A 22,517-nucleotide genomic window follows, 5' to 3' on the forward strand; every position below is an offset into this window, starting at 1 on the left:
GCATAGCCACGCGCTATGACAAGACCCCGGGGAGCTACCTTGCCGGCCTACACCTCCGCGCCTCGATGATCTGGATCAAGGACCTCACGCGAGCCACCCCTTGATCACGACCAAATACGCTCCCTAGTGCTTGGCGGATGACTCGCCCGCGCCGACGAGCGCCGGCGAGGCGTACCGCGACCATGACAGGCAGCCGTCGGGCGGGCAGAACTCGGGGCGGCGCGGGTCGTGGCCGAGCTCGCGGAGCTTGGTGCGCACCGAGTCGGGCGTGCGGCCGAAACGCGCGGCTATCCGGGCGATCGTCTCGCCCTCGTGGAACCGCTGGGTGAGGTCCTGCTCGTGCTGCGGGACCCAGGGCGCGCCGTGGCCGGGGAACAGCTCGCGCAGCACATCGCGGTCGGGGATGGGCTCGGCCACGTCGGCGACGAGGGCGAGGGCGCGCAGGGCGCGGTTGAGCGCGATGCGCAGCGGCGGGACTTCGGTGAGCGGGAGGGTGAGTGCGCCGGAGGCGAGCAGGGTCTCCGGGGCGTCTTCGTGCCAGCCGGTGACGGTCAGGGTGACGGTGGAATCGTCGTCGCTCACCAGCTCGATCCGGAAGATCTTGTCGCCGAGCGGCAGTTCGTTCAGATGACGGAATGCCATGAAACAAGCCCCCAATGGTCCAAGTCGGCCGATCACGGGTCTGATCGGTTCGGACTGGTTCCATCTTCCCAGGGGGGTCTGACAATCGGGCCTGCCGCCAAGGGAGTTGGGGCGCTAGCGGCACAGCGCACGGAATCGGCTGTTCCGCCCCGCGCGTCGGCCCTTCCCGCCACGGGCCCTCAGCCCTTCCCCCGCGTACCACCGTCAGCCCTTCCCGCGTACGACCGTCAGCCCTTGGCCCTACGGTCGTCAGCCCCTTCCCGCGTACCACCGTCAGCCCTTCCCGCGTACGACCGTCAGCCCTTGTCGAGGTACTGCTCGCGCTCGGCGTCCAGCAGTGCGTCCAACGCCGTGCGCAGCTCGGGGAGGCCGGTCAGCTCGGGGTCGGCCGAGACCACCGCCGCGGCCTCCTCGCGGGCCGCCGCGATCACGTCCTCGTCCTCGATGACGGCGAGCATCCGCAGCGAGGACCGGACGCCCGACTGAGCCTGTCCGAGCACGTCACCCTCGCGCCGCTGCTCCAGGTCGATACGGGACAGCTCGAAGCCGTCGAGGGTGGCGGCGACAGCGGCCAGCCGGGCGCGCGCCGGGCTCGCCTCCGGCATGTCGCTGACCAGCAGGCAGAGTCCGGGTGCGGTGCCACGGCCCACGCGACCGCGGAGCTGATGGAGCTGCGAGACGCCGAACCGGTCGGCGTCCATGATCACCATTACCGTCGCGTTCGGCACATTGACGCCGACCTCGATGACCGTGGTCGCGACGAGGACGTCCACCTCACCCGCCGCGAACCGCCGCATCACCTCGTCCTTCGCGTCGGGCTGCATCCTGCCGTGCAGGATCTCCACCCGGAGGCCGGCCAGCGGACCCGCCGTCAGCTTCTCCGCCGTCTCCAGGACGGCGAGGGGCGGCCGCCGTTCGGCCTCGTCCTCCGGGGACGTGCGCGCCTTGGCCGCCTTGTCGTCCTCCTCGTCGCCGATGCGCGGGCACACCACGTACGCCTGGTGGCCGTGCCCGACCTCCTCGCGCACCCGCTCCCAGGCGCGCGTGAGGAAGTGCGGCTTGTCCTGGGCCGGTACGACATGGCTGGCGATCGGTGAACGCCCGGCGGGCAACTGGTTCAGGACGGAGGTCTCCAGATCGCCGAACACGGTCATCGCGACGGTGCGCGGGATGGGCGTCGCCGTCATCACCAGGAGATGCGGGGGCCGTTCGGCCTTCGCGCGCAGAGCGTCGCGCTGCTCCACGCCGAAGCGGTGCTGCTCGTCGACCACGACCAGACCGAGGTCGTGGAACTGCACCTTGTCCTCGATCAGGGCATGCGTGCCGATGACGATCCCGGCCTCGCCGGTGACGAGGTCGAGCAGCGCCTGGCGGCGGGCCGCGGCGCCCATCGAACCGGTCAGCAACACGACCTTGGTGGCCTCCTCCGCACCACCGAGCATGCCGCCCTCGGCCAGCTCGCCCATCATCTCGACGACGGACCGGTGATGCTGCTGGGCCAGCACCTCGGTCGGCGCGAGCATGGCGGCCTGCCCGCCCGCGTCGACGACGCCGAGCATCGCGCGCAGGGCCACCATCGTCTTGCCGCTGCCCACCTCGCCCTGGAGGAGGCGGTGCATGGGGTGATCCCCCGCGAGGTCGCCGAAGATCTCCGCGGACACCTTCCGCTGGCCTTCGGTGAGCGTGAACGGCAGCTTGGCGTCGAAAGCGTCCAGCATGCCACCCTCACGCGGGGCACGGGGCACGGCGGGCAGCTGGCCCTCTGCATGGCGGCGGCGGGCCAGGGCGACCTGGAGCACGAACGCCTCGTCCCACTTCAGACGGTCCTTGGCCAGGGCGATGTCGGCCTTGGTACGCGGCCGGTGGACGCGGAGGAACGCCTCGGGGAGCGTGGCCAGGTTCCGGCTCTGCCTCAGCTCCGGAGGCAGCGGGTCGACGAGGTCGCGCCAGCCGTCCGCCTCGAAGGTGTCCAGCAGCGCGCCCACCGACTTGGCGATCCTCCAGGACGGGAGCTGCTTGCACGCCGGGTAGAGCGGCAGCAACTGGTTCGCGAAGGCGTCGACGGCCTCGGCCGCGTCGGCGCCCCCGCCGCGGTCCAGCAGTTCGTAGTCGGGGTGGGCGAGCTGGCGGACGCGGTTGAAGACCGAGACCTTTCCTGCGAACATCCCCCTCCGCCCGGGCAGCAGTTCGCGCTCGTGGTGGTGTGCGGCACGGCCGAAGAAGACCAGGGTGAGCGAGCCGCTGCCATCGGTGACCACGACCTCCAGCCGCACCCCCTTGCCGCGGTTGAAGGTCCTCTTCGCCGCCTTGGCGACCTGCGCGACGACCGTGACGTGCTCGTCCAGCGGCAGGTCGGCGAGCCGGGTCAGCTCACCGCGCTCGGCATACCGACGCGGGTAGTGGTGGAGGAGGTCGCCCACCGTGTGCAGGCCGAGCTGGTCGGCCATCACCTTTGCGGTGGTGCCGCCGACGGTCTTCTTCAGGGATTCATCCAGCGCGGGCACGCAGTCCATTGCACACCATCGGTGTGACAGAACCCGCGCTGCGGCGTCCCCGCGCGCCCCGGCCGTCCCGTCGCGTCCCGTCCTGCGCACGCCCGTATGACGCCCGCGCCGCCGCGAGGGCCGCCGTAGGCCCCCTGGGCCCTCGCCGTCGTCCCGTCTCACTCGACGCCGATGAGCAGCGGTACGGACGGCTGGCCGCCCCGGTAGACCACGGTGTCCACGGCGAGATGGCTCTCTCGTACGTGTGCCTCCAGCCTCTCGCCGAGGTCGTCGGGGATCCCGGACCCGAGCACCAGCGTGACCATCTCGCCGCCCGCGGCCAGCATCCGGTCGAGCAGGACCGCGGCGGTTCCCGCCAGGTTCGCGCCGATCACCGCCACGTCCCCGTCGATCATGCCGAGGACGTCCCCGGTCTCGCAGACCCCGGCGGTGGTGAACGACTGCCGTTCGGCGACGGCCAGTTCCGCGTACCGGGTGGCACCCGCGGCGGAGGTCATGGCGACGACGTCCTCGTCGAAGCGGCGGTCGGGCTCGTGCACGGCCAGGGCGGCGATCCCCTGGACGCTGGACCGGGTCGGGATGAGAGCGACCCGGACCCCTTCGGCGCGCACCTGCTCGACGGCCGCGGCGGCGGTGTGGCGCAGGCCGGGGTCGTTGGGCAGCAGGACGACCTCGCGCGCGTGCGCCCGGCGGATGGCCTGCACCAGCTCGCCGCTGGCGGGCGGTTCCCCGGGGCGTGCGGTGACGACGGTCGCGCCGGCCTCCCGGCACAGCCCGGCCAGCCCTTCGCCGGGGACGACGGCCACGACGACCCGCCCCGCTCGTTCGGTCCGCTCGTGTTCCTCGCCCGGCGCGCCCGGGGTGCTCTCCGCGGCGGCAGCCGCCGCGCCGAAGTGGGTGATGCGGATCCGGTACGGGCGCCCGGCGTCGACACCGGCCTCGACGGCGGCGCCGGCGTCGTCCACGTGCACGTGGACGTTCCAGAGGCCGTCGCCCCCGACGACGACGAGGGAGTCACCGAGGGCGTCGAGGCGTGAACGCAGGACGGCGACGGCCTCGTCGGTCGCCTCCAGGAGGTAGATCACCTCGTAGGCGGGTCCCGACCGCGGCTCGCCTGCGGGCTGGGCGTCCCCGGCGGGGCGTCCGGCGCCGGGGTGGTGGAACGCCGTGGGGAGCACGGTTGTGGGCCGCGGCCCGGCCGGGGGCGCCGTTGCGGTCGCCGACGGTGACGTGGTGGGCGTCGCAGCACCGGGTCCGCAGTCGTCCTCGCCCGCCGTCTCGCACTCGTCCCGTGCCGCTTGGCGGGGAGCGGTGCCGGCGCGGACGGGGCTGTCCCCCGGCCCTCCGCCGGTGGCCTCCGACGCGGGCCCTTCGCCCGGGATACCGGTGGTCCCGGCTGCTCCCGCCTGGGGGCCATCGCCCGTACGTCCGTCAACTGCCGCACCGCTTCGCCCTGTCGGCTGCCTCCCCGCCGCTACCGCGGCCCCGGGAGACGACGCGACGGCCGTCCGGTGCTCCCCCGCGGCGACCGCGGCGGGGTCGTCGGTGGAACGCCGCTGCGCGGGCGCACCGGTCGTCGGTGCGGTACGGAGGGAAGGGGCGGCGGGGGGCCGGGCCGAAGCCGTGGCGGGGCGGGACGAGGTGGGGCGGGACGAGGTGGCGGCGTGGCGGGACGGTGCCGCCGCGATGGGGCCCATCGCGGTCTCGCCCGAGACGGCCTCGACCAGGGACCCCAGGACCGTGACGAGTCCGGACCCGCCCGCGTCCACGACACCTGCGCGGGCCAGGACGTCGAGCTGCTCGGGTGTTGCGTCCAGGGCCGTACGCGCCCCCTGGTACGCCGCGCGCGCCACCGCCACCGCGCCGCCCTCCGCGTGCTCGGCGGCATCGGCGGCCGCGGAGGCCACGCTGAGAACGGTGCCCTCGACGGGATGGGCGACGGCCTCGTACGCCGACTCCGCGGCCCGCCGCAGCGCGCGGCGCAGCGCCTCGGCGGCGTCGGCGCCGTGCGGCCCTCCCGGGCCCTCGGCCCCGCCGGGCCCGCCGCCTCCCGGGCTGCCGGGGCCGCCCGAGGCGGTGCAGCCGTGCTCCGCAGCCAGCACGTCGGCCATGCCGCGCAGCAGCTGCGCCAGGATCGTGCCGGAGTTGCCACGTGCGCCGATCAGCGCGCCGTGAGCCATGGCGCGTACCGCGTCGGGCAGGGCCGGGCCCTTCTCGTCGGCGACCGCCGCATGGGCCGCGAAGACCGCGTCCACGGCCTGCGCCGCCGATTCGAGGGTGAGATAGAGATTCGTCCCGGTGTCCCCGTCGGCGACCGGATAGACATTGATCGCGTCGATTCCCTCACGGGCCTGCCCCAGGGCTTCGAGGGCCAGGCCGCACCACGTGCGTACCGTGGTGGCGTCGAGGGTGTGCGGCACCAGCGTCCTCCTCGGACCGGGGCGGAGGGATTGCGCGGAGAGGGGTGCTCCGCAGGGTAGCCGCGAGGCCGGGCCAGGCCAGGGCCGGGGCCCCGGCCCGTCATGGTAGTTTCGTTGTACGGGAGCGGCCGTTGTATGCTGCTCCGGTTGCCCGGCGCGAGTCGGGCCATTCCCACCCGGAACTGCCGGTCAGTGACTGATCTCGGCGAGGCCGGAATTCACTGTAAGTGCATCTGAAGTCTTTGGAGTGACCCGTGGCTGCCAACTGCGACGTCTGTGGCAAGGGGCCGGGCTTCGGCAACAACATTTCGCACTCGCACCGCCGCACTCGCCGTCGTTGGAACCCCAACATCCAGACGGTGCGCGCAGTGGTCGGGCGGACGCCGAAGCGGCTCAACGTCTGCACCTCGTGCATCAAGGCCGGCAAGGTCGCGCGCTGACGTTCCCGTCGTAGCGCAGCCCTCGCTGGTTGCCCGATAAGCCGGTCCGCATGTGGCGGGCCGGCTTTTCGTATGCCCGGGAACGGTCCGGAGAACGCGCGCCCTTTGACGGAAGCCGTATCGGACGTGTCGTTCCCGACGCTGGAGGGCACGGGTCGCGCCGCCGTAGTTTTCGGGTCATGGATCACCTGGATCACCCCGACAACCGGGATCACCTGGATCACACGGATCACCTGAATCACTCGGATCTCTGGGCCGACCTGGACGGACTGCGGCTCCGCTACTGGCAGGCGGGGGACCACGGCTCCCCGGTCGTCCTGCTGCACGCCCTCGGGGCGTCCGTGGAGTTCTGGTCGCGCACCCTGCCGCGCCTCGCGGAGCACCACCGCGTCTTCGCCCTCGATCTTCCGGGCTTCGGCAGGAGCGACAAGCCGCGGGTGCGCTACACGCGCGCCTTCCTCGCGGAGACCGTCTGGCGGTTCGCCGCCTCCGTGGGTCTCGACCGCGTGCACCTGGTGGGGAATTCCATGGGCGGGGCCGTCTCGATGGAGTGTGCGATCCGCAGCCCGGAGCGTCTGCGCAGCCTCGTCCTGGTCTGCCCGGCGGGACTCGGCCGAGCGGTCGGTCCCGGGCCCCGGACGCTCAGCGTCCCGCACGTCGGGGAGATGCTCACCCGGCCCGACCGGGAGGCCAGCAGGCGCTCGGTACTGGGATGCGTGCACCGGCCCTCAACCGTCCCCGAGGGCTTGGTGGAGGCGGCGTTCCGGCACTCCGCGGACGACGGCGCGGCACACGGACTCCTCGACACGCTCCGCACGTTCGTCCGCCACGACGGCCAGCGCATGGAGGTCGTCGACCGCTACCGGGAGCGGCTCGCGCATGTTCCCGCCCCCGTCCTCGTGCTCACCGGCGAGAAGGACCGGATGATTCCGGCGGACTACCTCGACACCGTCGGCGCCTACCCGAACGTCCAGACGCACGAGTTCGCCGACTGCGGCCATTACCCCCAACTGGAAGTGCCCGACGAATTCAGCCGCGTAGTCCTGCCCTTCCTCCACCATGCAGTCGGGGCGCTCCTGGAATAGGCCATGTCTCCCGGATCGGCTCGAATCAGCCTGCTTGCGTCTGGTGCAGGGCCCCCAGGAGAAGCTCTGGGGGAGCCGTGTCCGGTGTCGCGGGCCCGAACTGATCCGACGGACGCGGCCTACCGCTGGCGCCAGGCGTGGTCGACCGGACCGATGCCGCCGCCCAGCGGGAAGCCGGCCGCCACGGCGCCGGTCACGTACTCCTTCGCGGCCGCCGCGGCGCCCGGCACCGTCTGTCCCTTGGCCAGTTGAGCGGCGAGGGCGCTCGCGAGCGTGCATCCGGTGCCGTGGGTGTGCCGGTTGTCGTGGCGCGGGGCGCGCAGCCAGTGCTCCTGGAAGCCGTCGGTCAGCAGGTCCACCGCGTCGCCGTCGAGATGGCCCCCCTTGATGAGCGCCCATCGCGGTCCGAACGCGAGCACGGCGGTGGCAGCGTCCCGCAGCCCGTCCTCCGACGTGACACGTACGCCGGTCAACTGGGCCACCTCGTCCAAGTTCGGGGTGGCGACCGTGGCATGCGGCAGCAGCTTCGTTCGGACCGCGTCGAGCGCCGAGGCGGCGAGCAGCGGGTCGCCGTGCTTGGAGACGCCCACCGGGTCGACGACGACGGGGACTTCGAGGCCCGCCAGCAGTTCCGCCACCGCACCGACGAGTTCGGCCGTCGCGAGCATGCCGGTCTTCACCGCCTGGACGCCGATGTCGTCGACGACGCTGCGGAACTGCGCCCGCACGGCGTCGGCCGGCAACTCCCACGCGCCTTGCACACCACGGGAGTTCTGCGCCGTGACGGCCGTCAGCACGCTCATCCCGTGCGTCCCCAGCGCCAGCATCGTCTTGAGGTCGGCCTGGATGCCCGCGCCGCCGCCGGAGTCCGATCCGGCGATCGTCAGAACGCGCGGCGGTGTGCGGGGCGTCGCCGCCCCCGGGCCGGTCTCCATGAGGTCTCCCTGCGGCTGTCACTACGGCGCTGGGGGGAGTCTAGGGGGCGTCCTCGGTGTCCCCGAAGTGGTCCCAGCCGCCCTTGTCCCACGGCGCTCCGTCCACCGTGACGCGGGGCAGCGCGGAGGGGTTGAGGACTTCCCCGATCACGCGCCAGCGGGCCGGGAGCTTCACGTCCGGCGGGAAGGTCGCCACGATCGCGTGGTCCTCTCCCCCGCCCAGGACCCAGGTCATCGGGTCGACGCCGACGGCCTGTCCGATGTCCGACATCTGTGTGGGGATGTCGATCGCCGCGGCCCGCAAATCGATCCGTACCTTGCTCGCCTCGGCGATGTGCCCGAGGTCGGCCACCAGTCCGTCGCTCACGTCCGTCATCGAGGTCGCGCCGAGGCCCGCGGCCGCGGGGCCCGCGTGGTACGGGGGTTCGGGCCTCCGGTGCGCCTCGACGAAGGCCCGCGGAGAGCGGAACCCGCGCGAGAGCACCGCGTGTCCCGCGGCGGACCAGCCCAGCCAGCCGGTGACCGCCACCACGTCGCCCGGCTGTGCGCCGGCGCGCGTCACGGGCTCGTGGTTGCGCAGATCGCCGAGCGCGGTGATGGCGACGGTGATGGTGTCCCCGCGCACGACGTCTCCGCCGACCACGGCGGCACCCGCCACCTGGCACTCGTCCCGGATGCCGTCCATCAGCTCGGTCGTCCAGGTCACGGGCAGATCGGCGGGGACGACGAGGGCCAGGAGCAGGGCGGTCGGCACGGCGCCCATGGCCGCGATGTCGGCGAGGTTCTGCGCGGCCCCCTTGCGCCCGACGTCGTACGCCGTGGACCAGTCGCGGCGGAAGTGCCGTCCTTCGAGGAGTACGTCCGTACTGGCCACCACCCGCCGGTCCGGAGCGGACACGACCGCGGCGTCGTCCCCCGGGCCGAGCCGTACGGCAGGGGTGGTGGTGAGCCGCGAGGTCAACTCCCTGATGAGCCCGAACTCCCCCAGCTCACCCACGGTGCCCTTCATCGGTGTGCCCCTTCTGCCCCAATGGTTTTGCGCTCGCGTGCCGACTGTGGTGCCGGTACGGTCATCCTGTTCCTCTCCGCCGCGCTGAGCACGCCGTGCGCCGCGCGGGTCTCCCCGTGCCGTAGCGCGACGCGATACCGTGGCGTCCCTTCTCTCCACATGATCCTCGTGGCCGCCCTGGAGGTTCCGTGGTACAGGCGTACATCCTGATCCAGACCGAGGTCGGCAAGGCCTCGACCGTCGCCGAGACGATTGCCAAGATCCCGGGGGTGATCCAGGCCGAGGATGTGACCGGGCCGTACGACGTGATCGTGCGGGCTCAGGCCGACACCGTGGACGAGCTGGGCCGCATGGTGGTGGCGAAGGTCCAGCAAGTGGACGGCATCACGCGGACCCTGACCTGCCCGGTGGTTCATCTGTAGCCCCCGTCTATGCTCGGCCGGTGAGTGATTCTCCTCTCCGGCGCTTCCGCCTGCCCGTTGCCGCGCTGCTGACCGCCGTCGGCATGTCCGCTCTCTCCGGCTGCTCCTTCAGCGACGAGGGTGACGCCCGCCCGGTTCCGACGCCGTCCGGGGAGGCCGCCGAGGTGTGCAGGAAACTCCACCACCGGCTGCCGGGAACCGTGGACGGGCTCGACCGGAGCACCGCGGGGCCCGATTCCGACTTCGCGGCGGACTGGGGGGACCCGGCCGTACAGCTCCGCTGCGGGGTACCGCGACCGGAGCTGCTCACGCATGGAAGTGAACATTACAACCCCACGGCCAAAGGGGTGGAAGTGAACGGCGTGCTGTGGCTCCCCGAGAAGCAGGACGACGGCTACCGCTTCACCACGACGGGGCGCCTGGTGTACGTCGAGGTGACGGTTCCGGGGAAGTACGCTCCCGAGACGAGCCCGCTGCTCGACCTCGCGAAGGCCGTGAAGAAGAGCGTGCCGAGCGAACTGTGACCCCCGGGCTCGGGGGCCCGGGGTTCCGGAGCGGGGCGCCGTAGGGGGCTCAGCGCGGCCGCCGCCGTAGGGGGCTCAGCGCGGCCGGGCGCCGTAGGGGGGCTCAGCGCAGCCCGGTGGGGCGGCGCAGCGCGGCTTGGATCAGCCGGTCGATCAGTTCCGGGTAGCTGAGCCCGGTCTCCTGCCACATGCGCGGGTACATGGAGATCGGCGTGAAGCCGGGCATCGTGTTGATCTCGTTGATCACGAACTCCCCGCTTTCCAGCAGGAAGAAGTCCGCGCGGACCAGGCCCTCGCAGGAGGCGGCGTCGAAGGCCCGTACGGCCAGCTCCCGGACGCGGGCGGTCTCCTTCTCGGTGAGCGGGGCAGGCACGATTCCGGCAGCGGAGTCGATGTACTTCGCCTCGAAGTCGTAGAAGTCGTGGCCGCCCTCGGAGGGGATCTCGGCGGGGACGCTCGCGCGCGGCCCGTCCTCGAACTCCAGCACCCCGCACTCGATCTCCCGGCCGCGGAGCAGCGACTCGACAAGGATCTTGGGGTCGTGGCGCCGTGCCTCCTCGACGGCCTCGTCCAGGCCCTCGAGACACTCGACCTTGGTGATGCCCATCGAGGAACCCGCGCGGGCCGGCTTGATGAACAGCGGCCAGCCGTGGTCACCGGCGAAGTCCACGATCTTCTTACGGGCGGCCGCGGGATCCCGCTCCCACTCGCGGGGCCGGATCACCTCGTACGGACCCACCGGCAGCCCGTAGGAGATGAACACCCGCTTCATGTACTCCTTGTCCATTCCGACGGCGGAGGCGAGGACGCCCGAGCCGACGTACGGCACGCCGGACAGCTCCAGCATCCCCTGGATCGTGCCGTCCTCGCCGTACGGCCCGTGCAGGACGGGGAAGACGACGTCGACCTCGCCGAGCGCCTTGGGCACCGAACCGGGCTCGGAGTACACGACCTCGCGGCTCGCGGGGTCGAGCGGCAGCAGCACGGCGCCCTCGGAGGAGGACTCGGCGAGTTCCTCGACGCTGGGCAGCTTCCGGTCGGCGATCGCCATGCGCTCGGGGGCGTCGGCGGTGAGCGCCCAGCGGCCGTCGGGGGTGATGCCGATCGGCAGCACGTCGTACTTCTCGCGGTCGATGGCGCTCAGCACGGCGCCCGCGGTGACCACCGAGATCGCGTGTTCCGAGCTGCGCCCGCCGAAGACGACGGCCACGCGCGGCTTGGGGCTCTTGGGGAAGTGCTCGCTGCTCATATCGCGACGACCCTACCGAACAGTTCGCGCCGCGTCAGTGCCGCTCCGCCTTGGCACTCCGCGACATCAACTCCTTCAGCGCCACGAGCGGCTGCTTTCCTTCGTGCACGATGCCGACGACGGTCTCCGTGATGGGCATGTCGACGCCGTGGCGTCGGGCCAGATCGAGTACGGACTCGCAGGACTTGACGCCCTCGGCGGTCTGCTTGGTGACCGCGATGGTCTCCTCGACCGTCATGCCGCGGCCGAGATTGGTACCGAAGGTGTTGTTCCGGGACAGCGGCGAGGAGCAGGTGGCGACCAAGTCGCCCATGCCCGCGAGCCCCGCGAAGGTTCGGGCGTCTGCCCCCATGACCAGTCCCAGGCGTGTGGTCTCGGCCAGACCGCGGGTGATGAGGGACGCCTTGGCGTTGTCGCCGAGGCCCATGCCGTCGGCGATGCCCACGGCGAGCGCGATGACGTTCTTCACGGCGCCGCCCAGCTCGCAGCCGACGACGTCGGTGTTGGTGTACGGCCGGAAGTACGGCGTGTGGCAGGCGGTCTGGAGGCGCTGGGCAACGGTTTCGTCGGCGCAGGCGACCACGGCGGCGGCGGGCTGCCGGGCGGCGATCTCCCGGGCGAGGTTGGGCCCGGTGAGCACCGCCACGCGTTCCGCGGGTGCTTTGGCGACTTCCTCGATCACCTCGCTCATGCGCTTGGCCGTGCCGAGTTCCACGCCCTTCATCAGGCTGACGAGCACGGTGTTCGCGGGCAGCAGCGGCGCCCACTCGGCGAGGTTGCCGCGCAGCGTCTGGGAGGGGATGGCGAGCACGGTGAACTCCGCGCCGCGGGCGGCCTCCGCGGGATCGGTCGTCGCGGTGACGGGGGCGGGGAGTTCGGTACCGGGAAGGTAGTCGGGGTTCGTGTGGCCGGTGTTGATCGCTTCGGCCAGCTCGGGGCGGCGGCCCCACAGGGTCACCTCGCAACCGGCGTCGGCGAGCACCATCGCGAAGGCCGTTCCCCAGGATCCGGTGCCGAAGACGGCGCAGCGCGTCACGAGCTCTCCCCCTGCTCCTGAACCGTTCTCCGCTCCTCGTTCTCCTTCTCCTTCTCCGCCCGCCGAAGGGCTCTTCTGCGCTGCTCGGCCCGCGCCTGGCGGTGGTCGTACGGGTCCTCGGGCGCGGGTTCCTCGCGCAGGTCGGCGAGGAGTTCCGTGACGGCCGCCATGATCTTGTCGGTAACGGCGCGCAGGACCTCGGAGGTCGGCTCCATCCCGTAGTAGGCGGAGAGGTCCACCGGTGGACCGGCCTTCACCAGCAGCGTTTTGCGCGGTAGGAGACGGAGCTTCTTGTCCTTGGCGTAGGGCGGCATGGCGTGGTTGGCGCCCCACTGCGCGACGGGAACGACCGGTGCCTTGGTGAGCAGCGCCACGCGGGCGGCGCCCGTCTTGCCCTGCATCGGCCAGTGGTCGGGGTCGCGGGTGAGGGTGCCCTCGGGGTAGAAGGCCACGCATTCACCGCGTTCGATGGCGTCCACGGCGGCACGGAAGGCGTCTATGGCGTCGGTGGACTCGCGGTAGACGGGGATCTGGCCGGTGCCGCGGAGCACGGTGCCGACGAAGGGCGCTTTGAAGAGCCCGGCCTTGGCGAGGAATCGGGGGACGCGACCGGTGTTGTACTGGAAGTGCGCATACGACAGCGGGTCCAGATACGAGTTGTGGTTCACCGCCGTGATAAATCCGCCCTCGGCCGGAATGTGCTCCATTCCGCGCCAGTCCCGCTTGAACAGCACCACGAGCGGCGGTTTTGCGATGACCGCGGCCAAGCGGTACCAGAAGCCGATTCTGCGGCGGGACACTCGGACACCCTCCTTGTAGGACCTGCTGAGCTGCGGACCGGCAGCCGCACAAGTGTCGCCCCAGGGTCCCGGTCTGTCGAGAACACCGTAACCCCACGACTTCCGGTCGGCTGCGAGGGCCACCGGGGCAGCAGGCCAGAATGGGACACGATGCGAAGAGTCGGAGAAGCCGTTCCGGACGCGGGTTGGTCGGTGGTGGTGCCGCTCAAACCGCTGTCCCTGGCCAAGAGCAGGCTCGCGGAGACGGCCGGGAACGGTCTGCGGCCGGGCCTCGCCCTTGCGTTCGCCCAGGACACCGTTGCCGCCGCCCTCGGGTGTCCGGCGGTTCGGGAGGTCGTCGTGGTGACGGACGACCGGCTAGTGTCCGCGGAGCTGACCACGCTGGGGGCACGGGTGGTACCAGACGCTCCCGGCGCCGGGCTGAACGCGGCGCTCGCGTACGGGGCGCGGACTGTGCGCGAGGCCGTCCCGCGCTCGCGGATCGCGGCGCTCAACGCGGATCTGCCGGCGCTCCGCCCGGAGGAACTGTCCCGTGTTCTGGCGATTGCCGGGACTTTTCCCCGGGCTTTTCTGGCCGATGCGGCGGAATTCGGGACAACGCTTCTCTCCGCCGCTCCGGGAGTCGACCTGGCCCCGGCTTTCGGCGGAGCCTCCCGGGCCCGCCACAGGGCCTCCGGAGCGCGGGAGATCGTGCTGGAGGACGTCGAATCGGTGCGCCGCGACGTGGACACCGGTGAGGACCTCCATGCCGCTCTGGCCCTGGGCGTGGGCCCATACACGGCCCGGATGTGCGCGCCCCCGCCCTCCGGACCGTCCACGGACCGGAGCGTGCGGACGGAGCGGGGCTCGCATACGAACCCGGGCTCCCGTACGGCCCCTGAAGCCGGAGGCCCATCGCCCTGTCCCGTGGCCGGTTCACAGGCCCGCACCGCGGCGGCGGACGGCGACTGACGGGGACCGGCGGCACCCGGTGGCGCGGTCATTCCGTCCCGCGGAGAGGGGGCAGGGGCGGCGGGCGGGCCTTCGCGGATGCCGGACTAGGCTGAGCCGCATGCAGGCGACCGCGTTCACCTACGACTCCGAGACCCGCAGCGGCAGTGTGCTGCTCGACGACGGGACGCCCTTGCCCTTCGACGCGGCGGCGTTCGACGCGGGCTGCCTGCGGCTGCTGCGGCCCGGCCAGCGGGTGCGGATCGAGGTGGAGGGCGACGGCGACGACCGCCGGATCGCGCTGGTGACGCTCCAGACGCTCTGAAGGGCGCCGCGGCCCCTCGGGGCCCGGAATCACGCGGGCCCGGAATCACGCAGGCCCGTAATCACGCAGGCCCGTAATCACAGGCACGCAGCGATAGGGGCCCGACGAGGCGGCACCGGCCGCTCCTGCCTCCGAAGGCTCCGCGCCCGGAACGCGCTCCTGCCCCCGCATGCTCCCGCGCCCGGAACCGGAAAACACCGCGGGCCGGGCTCCCTGGGGGAGTCCGGCCCGGCGCGTCGGGAAGGGGGGTGCTTACCTCGCCGCCGCCCTCTTGGCGGTGGTCTTGCGTGCCCCGGTCCTGCGACCCGGCGCCTTCTTGGCGGTGGCCTTCTTCGCCGGCGCCTTCTTGGCGGTGGTCTTCTTCGCCGCGGTCTTCTTGGCCGTGGTCTTCTTCGCCGCGGTCTTCTTGGCCGTGGTCTTCTTCGCGATCGTCTTCTTGGCCGTGGTCCTCTTCGCGGGCGCCTTCTTCGCGGTCTTCTTCGCCGCCGCCGTCCGCTTCGCCGCTGCCTTCTTGGCCGCCGTCGTCCTCTTGGCGGTGGCCTTCTTCGCGGCGGCCTTCTTGACCCCGCCGACCTGGAGGCTGCCCTTGGGCGCCTTCTTGACGGAAACCTCTCCGCCGCGCGGCAGCCTCTTGGAGCCGCTGACCAGGTCCTTGAAGCCCTGACCCGCGCGGAAGCGGGGCACCGAGGTCTTCTTGACCCGGACGCGCTCGCCGGTCTGCGGGTTACGGGCGTACCGCGCCGGACGGTCGACCTTCTCGAACGAACCGAAGCCGGTGACGGAGACCCGTTCCCCGGCGACAACTGCACGCACGATCGCGTCCAGTACCGCGTCGACAGCCTCGGCGGCTTGCTGCCTGCCGCCCATCTTGTCGGCAATCGCTTCTACGAGCTGCGCCTTGTTCACGTCTTCCCCTTCGGAGACATTGCCGGAACGAAACTGTTCAAGCCTTTTCGCACGTTAGGCAGATATATACCGCAAATCAAACACGAAACGGGCTAATCACCCTTGTGCCGCAACCGACTCGACTGTCACGCCCGGTTCGGTCGCGGCCTCAGCCGCCTTCGGGAAAGCGGCCCTCGTCGAGGTCCTTCATGAAGCGGTCCAGACGCCTTGCCGCGTTGGCGAGATCGTGCTTGGCCGCACCAGTGATGACCAGCAGTTTCCGGGACAGTGCCATACGCACGCCCTCCGGGACTTGCAGCGAGCGCACCCTGCTGTGCGCCTCCTTGAGCCGGTCCGCGACGAGCCGGTGTAGCTCGAGTTGGCTTTCGCGGTCCATGCACCGATTGTGCCACCTGGGGCGAGTTGTCGCTTCGCGGGATCTCAACAGACCCCCTCGAACCGACTGCGCCCCCAACCGGTCGGCTGGGGGCGCAGAGGGGAATCCGTGCTGATCAGACCTCTAGAGTCCGCGGCTTGAACGACGGGCGGCCGGCCTCGTACTTCGCGATGTCGGCTTCGTTCTTGAGAGTGAGGCTGATGTCGTCCAGACCCTCCAGAAGCCGCCAGCGGGCGTTCTCGTCGAGCTCGAACTCGACGGTGAGGCCATCGGCTCGGACCTCCCGCGCGACCAGGTCGACGGTGATCTCGGCGGTCGGGTCGGACTCGCTCAGCGCCCAGAGGCGATCGACCGTCTCCTGCGGCAGCACGACCGTGAGCAGGCCGTTCTTGAGCGAGTTGCCGCGGAAGATATCCGCGAAGCGGGACGAGATCACGGCCTTGAAACCGTAGTTCTGCAGCGCCCAGACGGCGTGTTCGCGCGAGGAACCGGTGCCGAAGTCGGGTCCGGCGACCAGCACGGTCGCATCCTTGCGCTCGGGGCGCTCCAGCACGAACTCCGGGTCCTTGCGCCAGGCCTCGAAAAGCCCGTCCTCAAATCCGTCGCGGGTCACCTTCTTCAGCCAGTGCGCGGGGATGATCTGGTCGGTGTCGACGTTGCTGCGGCGCAGCGGGACGGCCCGGCCGGTGTGCGTGGTGAAAGCTTCCATGGTTCTCAGGCCTCCACGAGGGTCGGGGCGTCGGCGAGGTCGGCCGGGGAGGCGAGATGCCCCAGCACCGCTGTGGCGGCGGCCACCTGCGGCGAGACCAGGTGCGTACGGCCGCCCTTGCCCTGCCGTCCCTCGAAGTTGCGGTTGGAGGTGGACGCGGCTCGCTCACCGGGCTTGAGTTGGTCGGGGTTCATGCCGAGGCACATCGAGCAGCCCGCGTGCCTCCATTCGGCCCCCGAGGCGGTGAAAACCTTGTCCAGGCCTTCTTCGACGGCCTGGAGGGCGACGCGTACGGAGCCGGGGACGACCAACATGCGTACGCCGTCAGCGATCTGGCGGCCCTCGAGAACGGCCGCCGCCGAGCGCAGGTCCTCGATGCGGCCGTTGGTGCAGGAGCCCACGAAGACGGTGTCGACGGTGATGTCGCGCAATGGCTGACCCGCCGTCAAACCCATGTATTCCAGGGCCCTTTCGGCAGCATGGCGCTCGGAGGCGTCGATGTACGCGGAGGGGTCCGGCACGGCCTCGGAGAGCGGTGCACCCTGTCCCGGGTTGGTGCCCCAGGTGACGAACGGCGCGAGCTTCGAGGCGTCGATGACGACCTCGTGGTCGAAGGCCGCATCCTCGTCGGTGCGCAGCGTCTTCCAGTACTCCACCGCCGCGTCCCAGTCGCTCCCCCGAGGTGCGTGATCGCGGCCCTTGATGTAGTCGAACGTCGTCTCGTCCGGAGCGATCATGCCCGCGCGGGCCCCGGCCTCGATCGACATGTTGCAGATGGTCATCCGGGCTTCCATCGAGAGCTTCTCGATGGCCGGACCGCGGTACTCGATCACGTAACCCTGGCCGCCGCCCGTGCCGATGCGCGCGATGATCGCCAGGATCAGGTCCTTGGCGGTGACGCCCTCGGGCAGTTCGCCCTCGACCGTGATCGCCATGGTCCTGAACGGGGCCATCGGCAGTGTCTGCGTGGCCAGCACGTGCTCGACCTGGCTGGTGCCGATGCCGAAGGCCAGCGCACCGAACGCGCCGTGGGTGGAGGTGTGGCTGTCACCGCAGACCACGGTCGTGCCGGGCTGGGTGAGACCGAGCTGCGGTCCCACCACGTGGACAACACCCTGCTCGACATCGCCCAGCGGGTGCAGCCGGACGCCGAACTCCGCGCAGTTCTTGCGCAGCGTCTCCAACTGTGTACGCGATACGGGGTCGGCGACGGGCTTGTCGATGTCGAGGGTGGGGGTGTTGTGGTCCTCGGTGGCGATGGTGAGATCGGTGCGCCGGACCTGCCGACCGTTCTTGCGCAGGCCGTCGAACGCCTGCGGGCTGGTCACCTCGTGCAGCAGGTGCAGGTCGATGAAGAGAAGGTCGGGCTCGCCCTTCGCGCGCCGGACGACATGGTCGTCCCAGACCTTCTCCGCGAGTGTCCGTCCCATCGCTTTCCCTCCGGCCGGCCGCTCCGCCGGCCCTGCTCGATTCCCGGGGCCTCCGCCCGCCCCCTGCCGGGCGGCGCCTGCGGGCCGTGGTCTGCGCCCGCCTCAACCAGAGTGACGGGTTCCGCAGGAAATTGAACTTGCGTTTCACAGAGTGAGACGTGAATATCGTTTCATGGACAACTCTAGCGGCGTCGGTGTTCTCGACAAGGCAGCGCTGGTTCTCGGCGCCCTCGAATCCGGTCCGGCCACCCTGGCCGGGCTCGTCGCCGCGACCGGTCTCGCCCGCCCCACGGCGCACCGGCTCGCGGTCGCCCTGGAGCACCACCGGATGGTGGCGCGCGACATGCAGGGCCGTTTCATCCTGGGACCGCGGCTGGCGGAGTTGGCCGCGGCGGCCGGCGAGGACCGGCTGCTGGCCACGGCGGGTCCGGTGCTCACGCATCTGCGGGACGTGACCGGGGAGAGCGCGCAGCTCTACCGGCGCCAGGGCGACATGCGGATCTGCGTGGCCGCGGCGGAGCGGCTGTCCGGATTGCGGGACACCGTGCCCGTCGGATCCACACTGCCCATGAAGGCGGGCTCCGCGGCACAGATCCTCATGGCCTGGGAGGAGCCGGAGCGGCTGCACCGCGGCTTGCAGGGCGCCCGCTTCACGGCCACGGCGCTCTCCGGCGTACGGCGCAGGGGCTGGGCCCAGTCCATCGGCGAACGGGAGCCGGGCGTGGCCTCGGTGTCCGCTCCGGTGCGGGGCCCGTCCAACCGCGTGGTGGCGGCCGTCTCCGTCTCCGGACCGATCGAGCGGCTGACCCGCCACCCGGGCCGGATGCACGCCCAGGCGGTCGTGGACGCGGCCGGCCGGCTGAGCGAGGCGCTGCGGCGCAGCGGCTGAGTCCCGGCCGCACGGGGGCCCGGCTGCGCCCGGAGCACGCCTCAGCCGCGGCACGGCCGCTCGGCGGCACGCTCGCCGCGGCGGCCACCGGCTCGGCGCCGGCGACGCAGGTCGAGGCCGAGGTGGCGCTGACGGTCCCGGACGAACCGGTGCTGCTCAGCTTCCGGCGGACGGCACACGCGGAGGAATCCGCACGGCCGTTCACCGGCTGAGCTCACGGCCGCGGCTGAGCTCACGGCCGCGGCTGAGCTCACGGCCGCGCACATCCCGCTGCGGGCTCGAGAATGCGGGCACGAGAAAAGCCCCTCCGCGAGGAGGGGCTCTGCTGTACCCCCGACCGGATTCGAACCGGCGCTACCGCCTTGAGAGGGCGGCGTGCTAGGCCGCTACACAACGGGGGCCCTGGCGATCCTTGACTCATCACCGCCTCCGGGCGCGACCCGGATGGTGGCGGAAGGCAGGATCTGTACCCCCGACCGGATTCGAACCGGCGCTACCGCCTTGAGAGGGCGGCGTGCTAGGCCGCTACACAACGGGGGCTAGGCACTGCTCCAAGAGTCACACCGAGGTGAACTCTTGCTGGGGTACCAGGACTCGAACCTAGACTAAGTGAACCAGAATCACTCGTGCTGCCAATTACACCATACCCCACCAAAACGCAACCCCCTGAGGGGGCTTTGTTCGGCTTACGCTCCCCGGTCGACCTTCCAGCCCGCTCGGCGGCGCAGGAAGAACATTACCCGATCGAAGAGCACGCTCCAAAACGGGTATCGGGCGGGTCCAGCAGTGCCGCCGTCGACCACGCTGTCAGGTCACAACCTTGGCCCACACCGTCTTGCCGGGCCCGTCCGCGCAGGCACGGATCCCCCAGCGAGCGGCGAGTTGGGACACCAGCCACAGACCTCGACCCGACTCCGCCACGGGCGACGGAGACGCCACTTCCCGAGGCGGAAGGCGCTCGCCACGCATGTCCGTGATCTCGACCCTGATGTATGCGGCGTGCACCTCCAGCCGGAGACGGAAGTCCCGTCCGGGTACGCGCCCGTGCCTCACGGCGTTCCCCGCCAGCTCGGCCACGATCAGGGCCGCCTCGTCGTTCACCCATGTCCCATAGGGATGTCCCCAATCCTCCAGCCGCTGCGACGCGAGACGCCGCGCCAGGCGCGCACCGCGCGGCGGGGAGGTGAAGCGCATCGTGAACTCACCGACGCACAGCACGGGTTGGCCCATGGTCCGGGACGAAGGAATTTCGGTCGTCATGCGGACGAGCCTGCCGAGACGCCCCTTGCCCTGGCCAGCACGGCGTGCGTACGGAGCGTGACTGTCGGGGCCGGTCCTCCGCTTGTCGGGGTCGTGCTGGGCAAGCGGGCGGAGGACACACGGTGACGGAGCCAGGACGGGAGCCGGCCTCGGCTTCATCGACTTCGCACGGCAGCACGCCGGTTAGAACACACGGGAGGGCCCGGAAGCGGACTCTTCCGGGCCCTCCGCCGTGCGCGCAGTGACTACGACAGCTTCGACAGGGCCGCGTCCACGCGGGCCAGGGTGCGGTCGCGGCCCAGTACCTCCAGGGACTCGAAGAGCGGGAGGCCGACCGTACGGCCGGTGACCGCGACGCGGACCGGGGCCTGGGCCTTGCCGAGCTTGAGGCCGCGCTCCTCGCCCGCGGCGATGACGGCCTCCTTCAGCGCTTCGGCGCTCCAGTCCGCGACCGCGAGCTTCTCGCGGGCGGTCTTCAGCAGCGCGTCGGCGCCCGGCTTCATGGCCTTCTGCCAGGACGCCTCGTCCTCGACGGGCGCGTCCAGGAAGAGGAAGTCGACGTTGGCCATGATGTCGGAGAGGACCGTGAGCCTTGTCTGGGCGAGCGGGGCCAGGGCGGCGAAGCCCTGGGCGTCGAACGCCTCGGGCGCCCACGGCGCGTGGGGCGCGCGCAGCCACGGCTCGCAGGCGGCGATGAAGTCCTTCACGTCCATCAGGCGGATGTGATCGGCGTTGATAGCCTCCGCCTTCTTCAGGTCGAAGCGCGCCGGGTTGGCGTTGACGCCGCTGATGTCGAAGGCTGCGACCATCTCGTCCATCGTGAAGACATCGCGGTCGGCGGCGAGCGACCAGCCCAGCAGGGACAGGTAGTTGAGCAGTCCAGCGGGCAGGAAGCCGCGCTCGCGGTAGAGGTTGAGCGAGGACTGCGGGTCGCGCTTGGAGAGCTTCTTGTTGCCCTCGCCCATCACGTAGGGCAGGTGTCCGAACTGCGGGGTGGTGCCGTTGCCGACGCCGATCTCGGCGAGAGCGGCGTAGAGAGCGATCTGCCGCGGGGTGGAGGACAGCAGGTCCTCGCCGCGCAGTACGTGCGTGATCTCCATCAGCGCGTCGTCGACGGGGTTGACCAGGGTGTAGAGCGGGGCGCCGTTGGCCCGGACGATGCCGAAGTCGGGGACGTTCTCGGGGCTGAAGGTCAGCTCGCCGCGTACCAGGTCGGTGAAGGTGATCGGCTCGTCGGGCATCCGGAAGCGGATGATCGGCGTGCGGCCCTCGCGCTCGTACGCCTCGATCCGCTCGGCCGTGAGGTCGCGGCACGCCCCGTCGTAGCCGGAAGGCTTGCCCGCGGCGCGGGCGGCTTCGCGGCGCTGCTCCAGCTCTTCGGTGGTGCAGTAGCAGGGGTAGGCGAATCCGCGCTCGCGCAGGCGGCGAGCGACGTCGGTGTAGACGTCCATGCGCTGCGACTGGCGGTACGGCGCGTGGGGGCCGCCGACCTCGGGGCCCTCGTCCCAGTCGAAGCCAAGCCACCGCATGGAGTCGAGCAGCGCCTCGTAGGACTCCTCGGAGTCTCGGGCCGCGTCGGTGTCCTCGATGCGGAAGACCAGGGTACCGCCGTGGTGGCGCGCGAACGCCCAGTTGAAGAGGGCCGTGCGGACCAGGCCCACATGGGGGTTGCCGGTCGGCGAGGGACAGAAACGTACGCGTACGGGTGCGCTAGCCACGCTTGATCACCTTGTTGGTGAGAGTGCCGATGCCTTCGATGGTGACGGCGACTTCGTCGCCGACGTTGAGCGGGCCGACCCCTGCAGGGGTGCCCGTGAGGACGACGTCGCCGGGGAGCAGCGTCATCGCCTCGGTGATGTGCACGATCAGATCCGCCACGGAGTGGACCATGTCGCTCGTACGGCCGAGCTGGCGTTGCTCGCCGTTGACGGTGCACATGATGCCCAGGTCGGCGGGGTCGAGGTCGGTCTCCACCCAGGGCCCGAGCGGGCAGGAGCTGTCGAAGCCCTTGGCCCTGGCCCACTGCGACTCGCGCCGCTGGACGTCCCGTGCCGTGACGTCGTTGGCGCAGGTGTAGCCGAGGATGACGTCCTTCACGCGCTCCCGCGGCACCTCGCGGCACATACGGCCGATGACGACGGCCAGCTCGGCCTCGTGGTGCACCTCGCCGGAGAACGCGGGGTACGCGATGGGGTCGCCCGGGCCGGACACGGCAGTGGACGGCTTGAAGAACGCGACCGGGACGTCGGGGACCTCGTGGCCCAGCTCGGCGGCGTGCTCGGCGTAGTTGCGGCCGATCGCGACGACCTTGCTGGGGAGCACGGGCGGCAGCAGCCTGACCTTGCCCATGGGAACCGTCTGGCCCGAGCGCTCGAACTCGGCGAAGGGATGGCCCTTGATGATGTCGAGGACGGGTCCCTCCTTGGAGGAGGAATCTCCTTCCACCACGCCGAAGGCGACGTTGCCGTCGATGGAGAACCTGGCGATGCGCACGCGAAGCCGCTGCCCCTCTGGATCACTGCTGGAGACTGACACTCCAGGCTATCGCGGGGGCGCGGACCGGCTGTCCGGGCGCTCGCGGGTGCCCGTCCGGGGTCTTGCCCAGGGCCGCGGTACCGCTCGGGTC

21 protein-coding genes, 3 tRNA genes and 1 pseudogene are annotated in these 22,517 nt (G+C 71.2%); 7 read left to right on the plus strand and 18 right to left on the minus strand.

The genetic code is table 11. The annotated features are described in order from the left end of the window. Positions 1-123: 123 nt before the first annotated feature. From AB0M26_RS04840 to AB0M26_RS04850, 3 genes are all read right to left on the minus strand, one after another. On the minus strand, positions 124-642 hold the full coding sequence (locus AB0M26_RS04840) for a hypothetical protein (protein WP_365254565.1): 519 nt from the start codon (positions 640-642) through the stop codon (positions 124-126). 296 nt (positions 643-938) lie between these two features. Further along, positions 939-3,155, minus strand: a complete 2,217-nt coding sequence (gene recG / locus AB0M26_RS04845; protein ID WP_365254568.1) for an ATP-dependent DNA helicase RecG — start codon at positions 3,153-3,155, stop codon at positions 939-941. A gap of 149 nt (positions 3,156-3,304) precedes the next feature. Further along, the gene (locus AB0M26_RS04850) at positions 3,305-5,566 is read right to left on the minus strand and encodes a DAK2 domain-containing protein (protein WP_365254571.1); all 2,262 of its coding nucleotides are present in this window, start codon (positions 5,564-5,566) and stop codon (positions 3,305-3,307) included. Between the two features lie 254 nt (positions 5,567-5,820). Here AB0M26_RS04850 and rpmB point away from each other — a divergent pair, with 254 nt between their 5' ends. Next, on the plus strand, positions 5,821-6,006 hold the full coding sequence (gene rpmB, locus AB0M26_RS04855; RefSeq protein ID WP_014628431.1) for a 50S ribosomal protein L28: 186 nt from the start codon (positions 5,821-5,823) through the stop codon (positions 6,004-6,006). Between the two features lie 179 nt (positions 6,007-6,185). Beyond that, positions 6,186-7,091: an alpha/beta fold hydrolase gene (locus tag AB0M26_RS04860; protein WP_365254574.1), complete on the plus strand. Its 906-nt coding sequence runs from the start codon at positions 6,186-6,188 to the stop codon at positions 7,089-7,091. 119 nt (positions 7,092-7,210) lie between these two features. On the opposite strand, the gene thiD is transcribed toward AB0M26_RS04860, so the two are convergent. Next, entirely contained in the window at positions 7,211-8,026 is an 816-nt protein-coding gene (gene thiD, locus AB0M26_RS04865; RefSeq protein ID WP_365254577.1) for a bifunctional hydroxymethylpyrimidine kinase/phosphomethylpyrimidine kinase, read from the minus strand. Positions 8,027-8,066: 40 nt separating this feature from the next. After that, positions 8,067-9,035 (minus strand): thiamine-phosphate kinase, encoded by a 969-nt coding sequence (locus AB0M26_RS04870; protein ID WP_365254580.1) that lies wholly within the window; start codon positions 9,033-9,035, stop codon positions 8,067-8,069. A gap of 188 nt (positions 9,036-9,223) precedes the next feature. On the opposite strand from AB0M26_RS04870, the gene AB0M26_RS04875 reads away from it, so the two are divergent. Further along, on the plus strand, positions 9,224-9,457 hold the full coding sequence (locus AB0M26_RS04875; RefSeq protein ID WP_064070330.1) for an Lrp/AsnC ligand binding domain-containing protein: 234 nt from the start codon (positions 9,224-9,226) through the stop codon (positions 9,455-9,457). 20 nt (positions 9,458-9,477) lie between these two features. Next, the gene (locus tag AB0M26_RS04880; protein WP_365254582.1) at positions 9,478-9,981 is read left to right on the plus strand and encodes a DUF3515 domain-containing protein; all 504 of its coding nucleotides are present in this window, start codon (positions 9,478-9,480) and stop codon (positions 9,979-9,981) included. Between the two features lie 103 nt (positions 9,982-10,084). Here the strand turns inward: AB0M26_RS04880 and AB0M26_RS04885 are convergent, their stop codons facing one another. From AB0M26_RS04885 to AB0M26_RS04895, 3 genes are read right to left on the minus strand one after another with little or no spacing between them, the layout of a single operon-like run. Beyond that, positions 10,085-11,230: a D-alanine--D-alanine ligase family protein gene (locus AB0M26_RS04885; RefSeq protein ID WP_365254585.1), complete on the minus strand. Its 1,146-nt coding sequence runs from the start codon at positions 11,228-11,230 to the stop codon at positions 10,085-10,087. Positions 11,231-11,264: 34 nt separating this feature from the next. Then, positions 11,265-12,266: an NAD(P)H-dependent glycerol-3-phosphate dehydrogenase gene (locus tag AB0M26_RS04890; RefSeq protein ID WP_365254588.1), complete on the minus strand. Its 1,002-nt coding sequence runs from the start codon at positions 12,264-12,266 to the stop codon at positions 11,265-11,267. Further along, the gene (locus AB0M26_RS04895) at positions 12,263-13,066 is read right to left on the minus strand and encodes a lysophospholipid acyltransferase family protein (protein ID WP_365254591.1); all 804 of its coding nucleotides are present in this window, start codon (positions 13,064-13,066) and stop codon (positions 12,263-12,265) included. Before AB0M26_RS04895 ends, AB0M26_RS04890 begins: the two co-directional genes overlap by 4 nt. Positions 13,067-13,216: 150 nt before the next feature. On the opposite strand from AB0M26_RS04895, the pseudogene cofC reads away from it, so the two are divergent. Together cofC and AB0M26_RS04905 are read left to right on the plus strand one after the other, a co-directional pair. Then, positions 13,217-13,849, plus strand: a pseudogene (gene cofC / locus AB0M26_RS04900) (2-phospho-L-lactate guanylyltransferase); the annotation flags it as partial. 268 nt (positions 13,850-14,117) lie between these two features. Beyond that, positions 14,118-14,321 (plus strand): hypothetical protein, encoded by a 204-nt coding sequence (locus AB0M26_RS04905; protein WP_365254594.1) that lies wholly within the window; start codon positions 14,118-14,120, stop codon positions 14,319-14,321. 252 nt (positions 14,322-14,573) lie between these two features. Here AB0M26_RS04905 and AB0M26_RS04910 read toward each other — a convergent pair whose 3' ends face one another. From AB0M26_RS04910 to leuC, 4 genes are all read right to left on the minus strand, one after another. After that, positions 14,574-15,227: an HU family DNA-binding protein gene (locus tag AB0M26_RS04910; protein WP_365254597.1), complete on the minus strand. Its 654-nt coding sequence runs from the start codon at positions 15,225-15,227 to the stop codon at positions 14,574-14,576. Positions 15,228-15,375: 148 nt separating this feature from the next. After that, a complete protein-coding gene (locus tag AB0M26_RS04915) occupies positions 15,376-15,603 on the minus strand; it encodes a hypothetical protein (protein ID WP_365254600.1) in 228 nt (75 codons plus the stop codon). A gap of 115 nt (positions 15,604-15,718) precedes the next feature. After that, positions 15,719-16,312, minus strand: coding sequence for a 3-isopropylmalate dehydratase small subunit (gene leuD, locus AB0M26_RS04920; protein WP_365254603.1), 594 nt, complete (start codon positions 16,310-16,312; stop codon positions 15,719-15,721). Between the two features lie 5 nt (positions 16,313-16,317). Continuing rightward, on the minus strand, positions 16,318-17,742 hold the full coding sequence (gene leuC, locus AB0M26_RS04925; protein ID WP_365254606.1) for a 3-isopropylmalate dehydratase large subunit: 1,425 nt from the start codon (positions 17,740-17,742) through the stop codon (positions 16,318-16,320). A gap of 172 nt (positions 17,743-17,914) precedes the next feature. Between leuC and ndgR the strand changes: the two genes are divergently transcribed. Further along, complete coding sequence (ndgR, locus tag AB0M26_RS04930; RefSeq protein WP_365254609.1) at positions 17,915-18,631, plus strand: IclR family transcriptional regulator NdgR; 717 nt, start codon at positions 17,915-17,917, stop codon at positions 18,629-18,631. A 328-nt stretch (positions 18,632-18,959) separates the two neighbouring features. On the opposite strand, the gene AB0M26_RS04935 is transcribed toward ndgR, so the two are convergent. From AB0M26_RS04935 to AB0M26_RS04960, 6 genes are all read right to left on the minus strand, one after another. Then, positions 18,960-19,032, minus strand: a tRNA-Glu gene (locus AB0M26_RS04935). Between the two features lie 66 nt (positions 19,033-19,098). Beyond that, positions 19,099-19,171: transfer RNA gene (locus tag AB0M26_RS04940), tRNA-Glu, on the minus strand. Between the two features lie 39 nt (positions 19,172-19,210). Then, positions 19,211-19,282 (minus strand) — tRNA-Gln (locus tag AB0M26_RS04945). Positions 19,283-19,438: 156 nt separating this feature from the next. Next, a complete protein-coding gene (locus AB0M26_RS04950) occupies positions 19,439-19,891 on the minus strand; it encodes an ATP-binding protein (protein WP_365254612.1) in 453 nt (150 codons plus the stop codon). Between the two features lie 245 nt (positions 19,892-20,136). After that, complete coding sequence (gene gltX, locus AB0M26_RS04955) at positions 20,137-21,609, minus strand: glutamate--tRNA ligase (protein WP_365254615.1); 1,473 nt, start codon at positions 21,607-21,609, stop codon at positions 20,137-20,139. Next, complete coding sequence (locus AB0M26_RS04960; protein WP_365254618.1) at positions 21,602-22,384, minus strand: fumarylacetoacetate hydrolase family protein; 783 nt, start codon at positions 22,382-22,384, stop codon at positions 21,602-21,604. The genes gltX and AB0M26_RS04960 overlap by 8 nt, the downstream gene beginning before the upstream one ends. Between the last annotated feature and the right edge of the window lie 133 nt (positions 22,385-22,517).

The sequence above is a fragment of the Streptomyces sp. NPDC051776 genome (assembly GCF_040681345.1).
Lineage (GTDB): Bacteria > Actinomycetota > Actinomycetes > Streptomycetales > Streptomycetaceae > Streptomyces.

Bases quoted from the DNA above. Each gene is read 5' to 3' on its own strand.
- leuC (WP_365254606.1), bottom strand. From the start codon at position 17,742: ATGGGACGGACACTCGCGGAGAAGGTCTGGGACGACCATGTCGTCCGG.
- ndgR (WP_365254609.1), top strand. From the start codon at position 17,915: ATGGACAACTCTAGCGGCGTCGGTGTTCTCGACAAGGCAGCGCTGGTT.
- leuD (WP_365254603.1), bottom strand. From the start codon at position 16,312: ATGGAAGCTTTCACCACGCACACCGGCCGGGCCGTCCCGCTGCGCCGC.
- recG (WP_365254568.1), bottom strand. From the start codon at position 3,155: ATGGACTGCGTGCCCGCGCTGGATGAATCCCTGAAGAAGACCGTCGGC.
- AB0M26_RS04840 (WP_365254565.1), bottom strand. From the start codon at position 642: ATGGCATTCCGTCATCTGAACGAACTGCCGCTCGGCGACAAGATCTTC.
- AB0M26_RS04870 (WP_365254580.1), bottom strand. From the start codon at position 9,035: ATGAAGGGCACCGTGGGTGAGCTGGGGGAGTTCGGGCTCATCAGGGAG.
- AB0M26_RS04915 (WP_365254600.1), bottom strand. From the start codon at position 15,603: ATGGACCGCGAAAGCCAACTCGAGCTACACCGGCTCGTCGCGGACCGG.
- AB0M26_RS04950 (WP_365254612.1), bottom strand. From the start codon at position 19,891: ATGACGACCGAAATTCCTTCGTCCCGGACCATGGGCCAACCCGTGCTG.
- AB0M26_RS04905 (WP_365254594.1), top strand. From the start codon at position 14,118: ATGCAGGCGACCGCGTTCACCTACGACTCCGAGACCCGCAGCGGCAGT.
- AB0M26_RS04860 (WP_365254574.1), top strand. From the start codon at position 6,186: ATGGATCACCTGGATCACCCCGACAACCGGGATCACCTGGATCACACG.
- thiD (WP_365254577.1), bottom strand. From the start codon at position 8,026: ATGGAGACCGGCCCGGGGGCGGCGACGCCCCGCACACCGCCGCGCGTT.
- AB0M26_RS04885 (WP_365254585.1), bottom strand. From the start codon at position 11,230: ATGAGCAGCGAGCACTTCCCCAAGAGCCCCAAGCCGCGCGTGGCCGTC.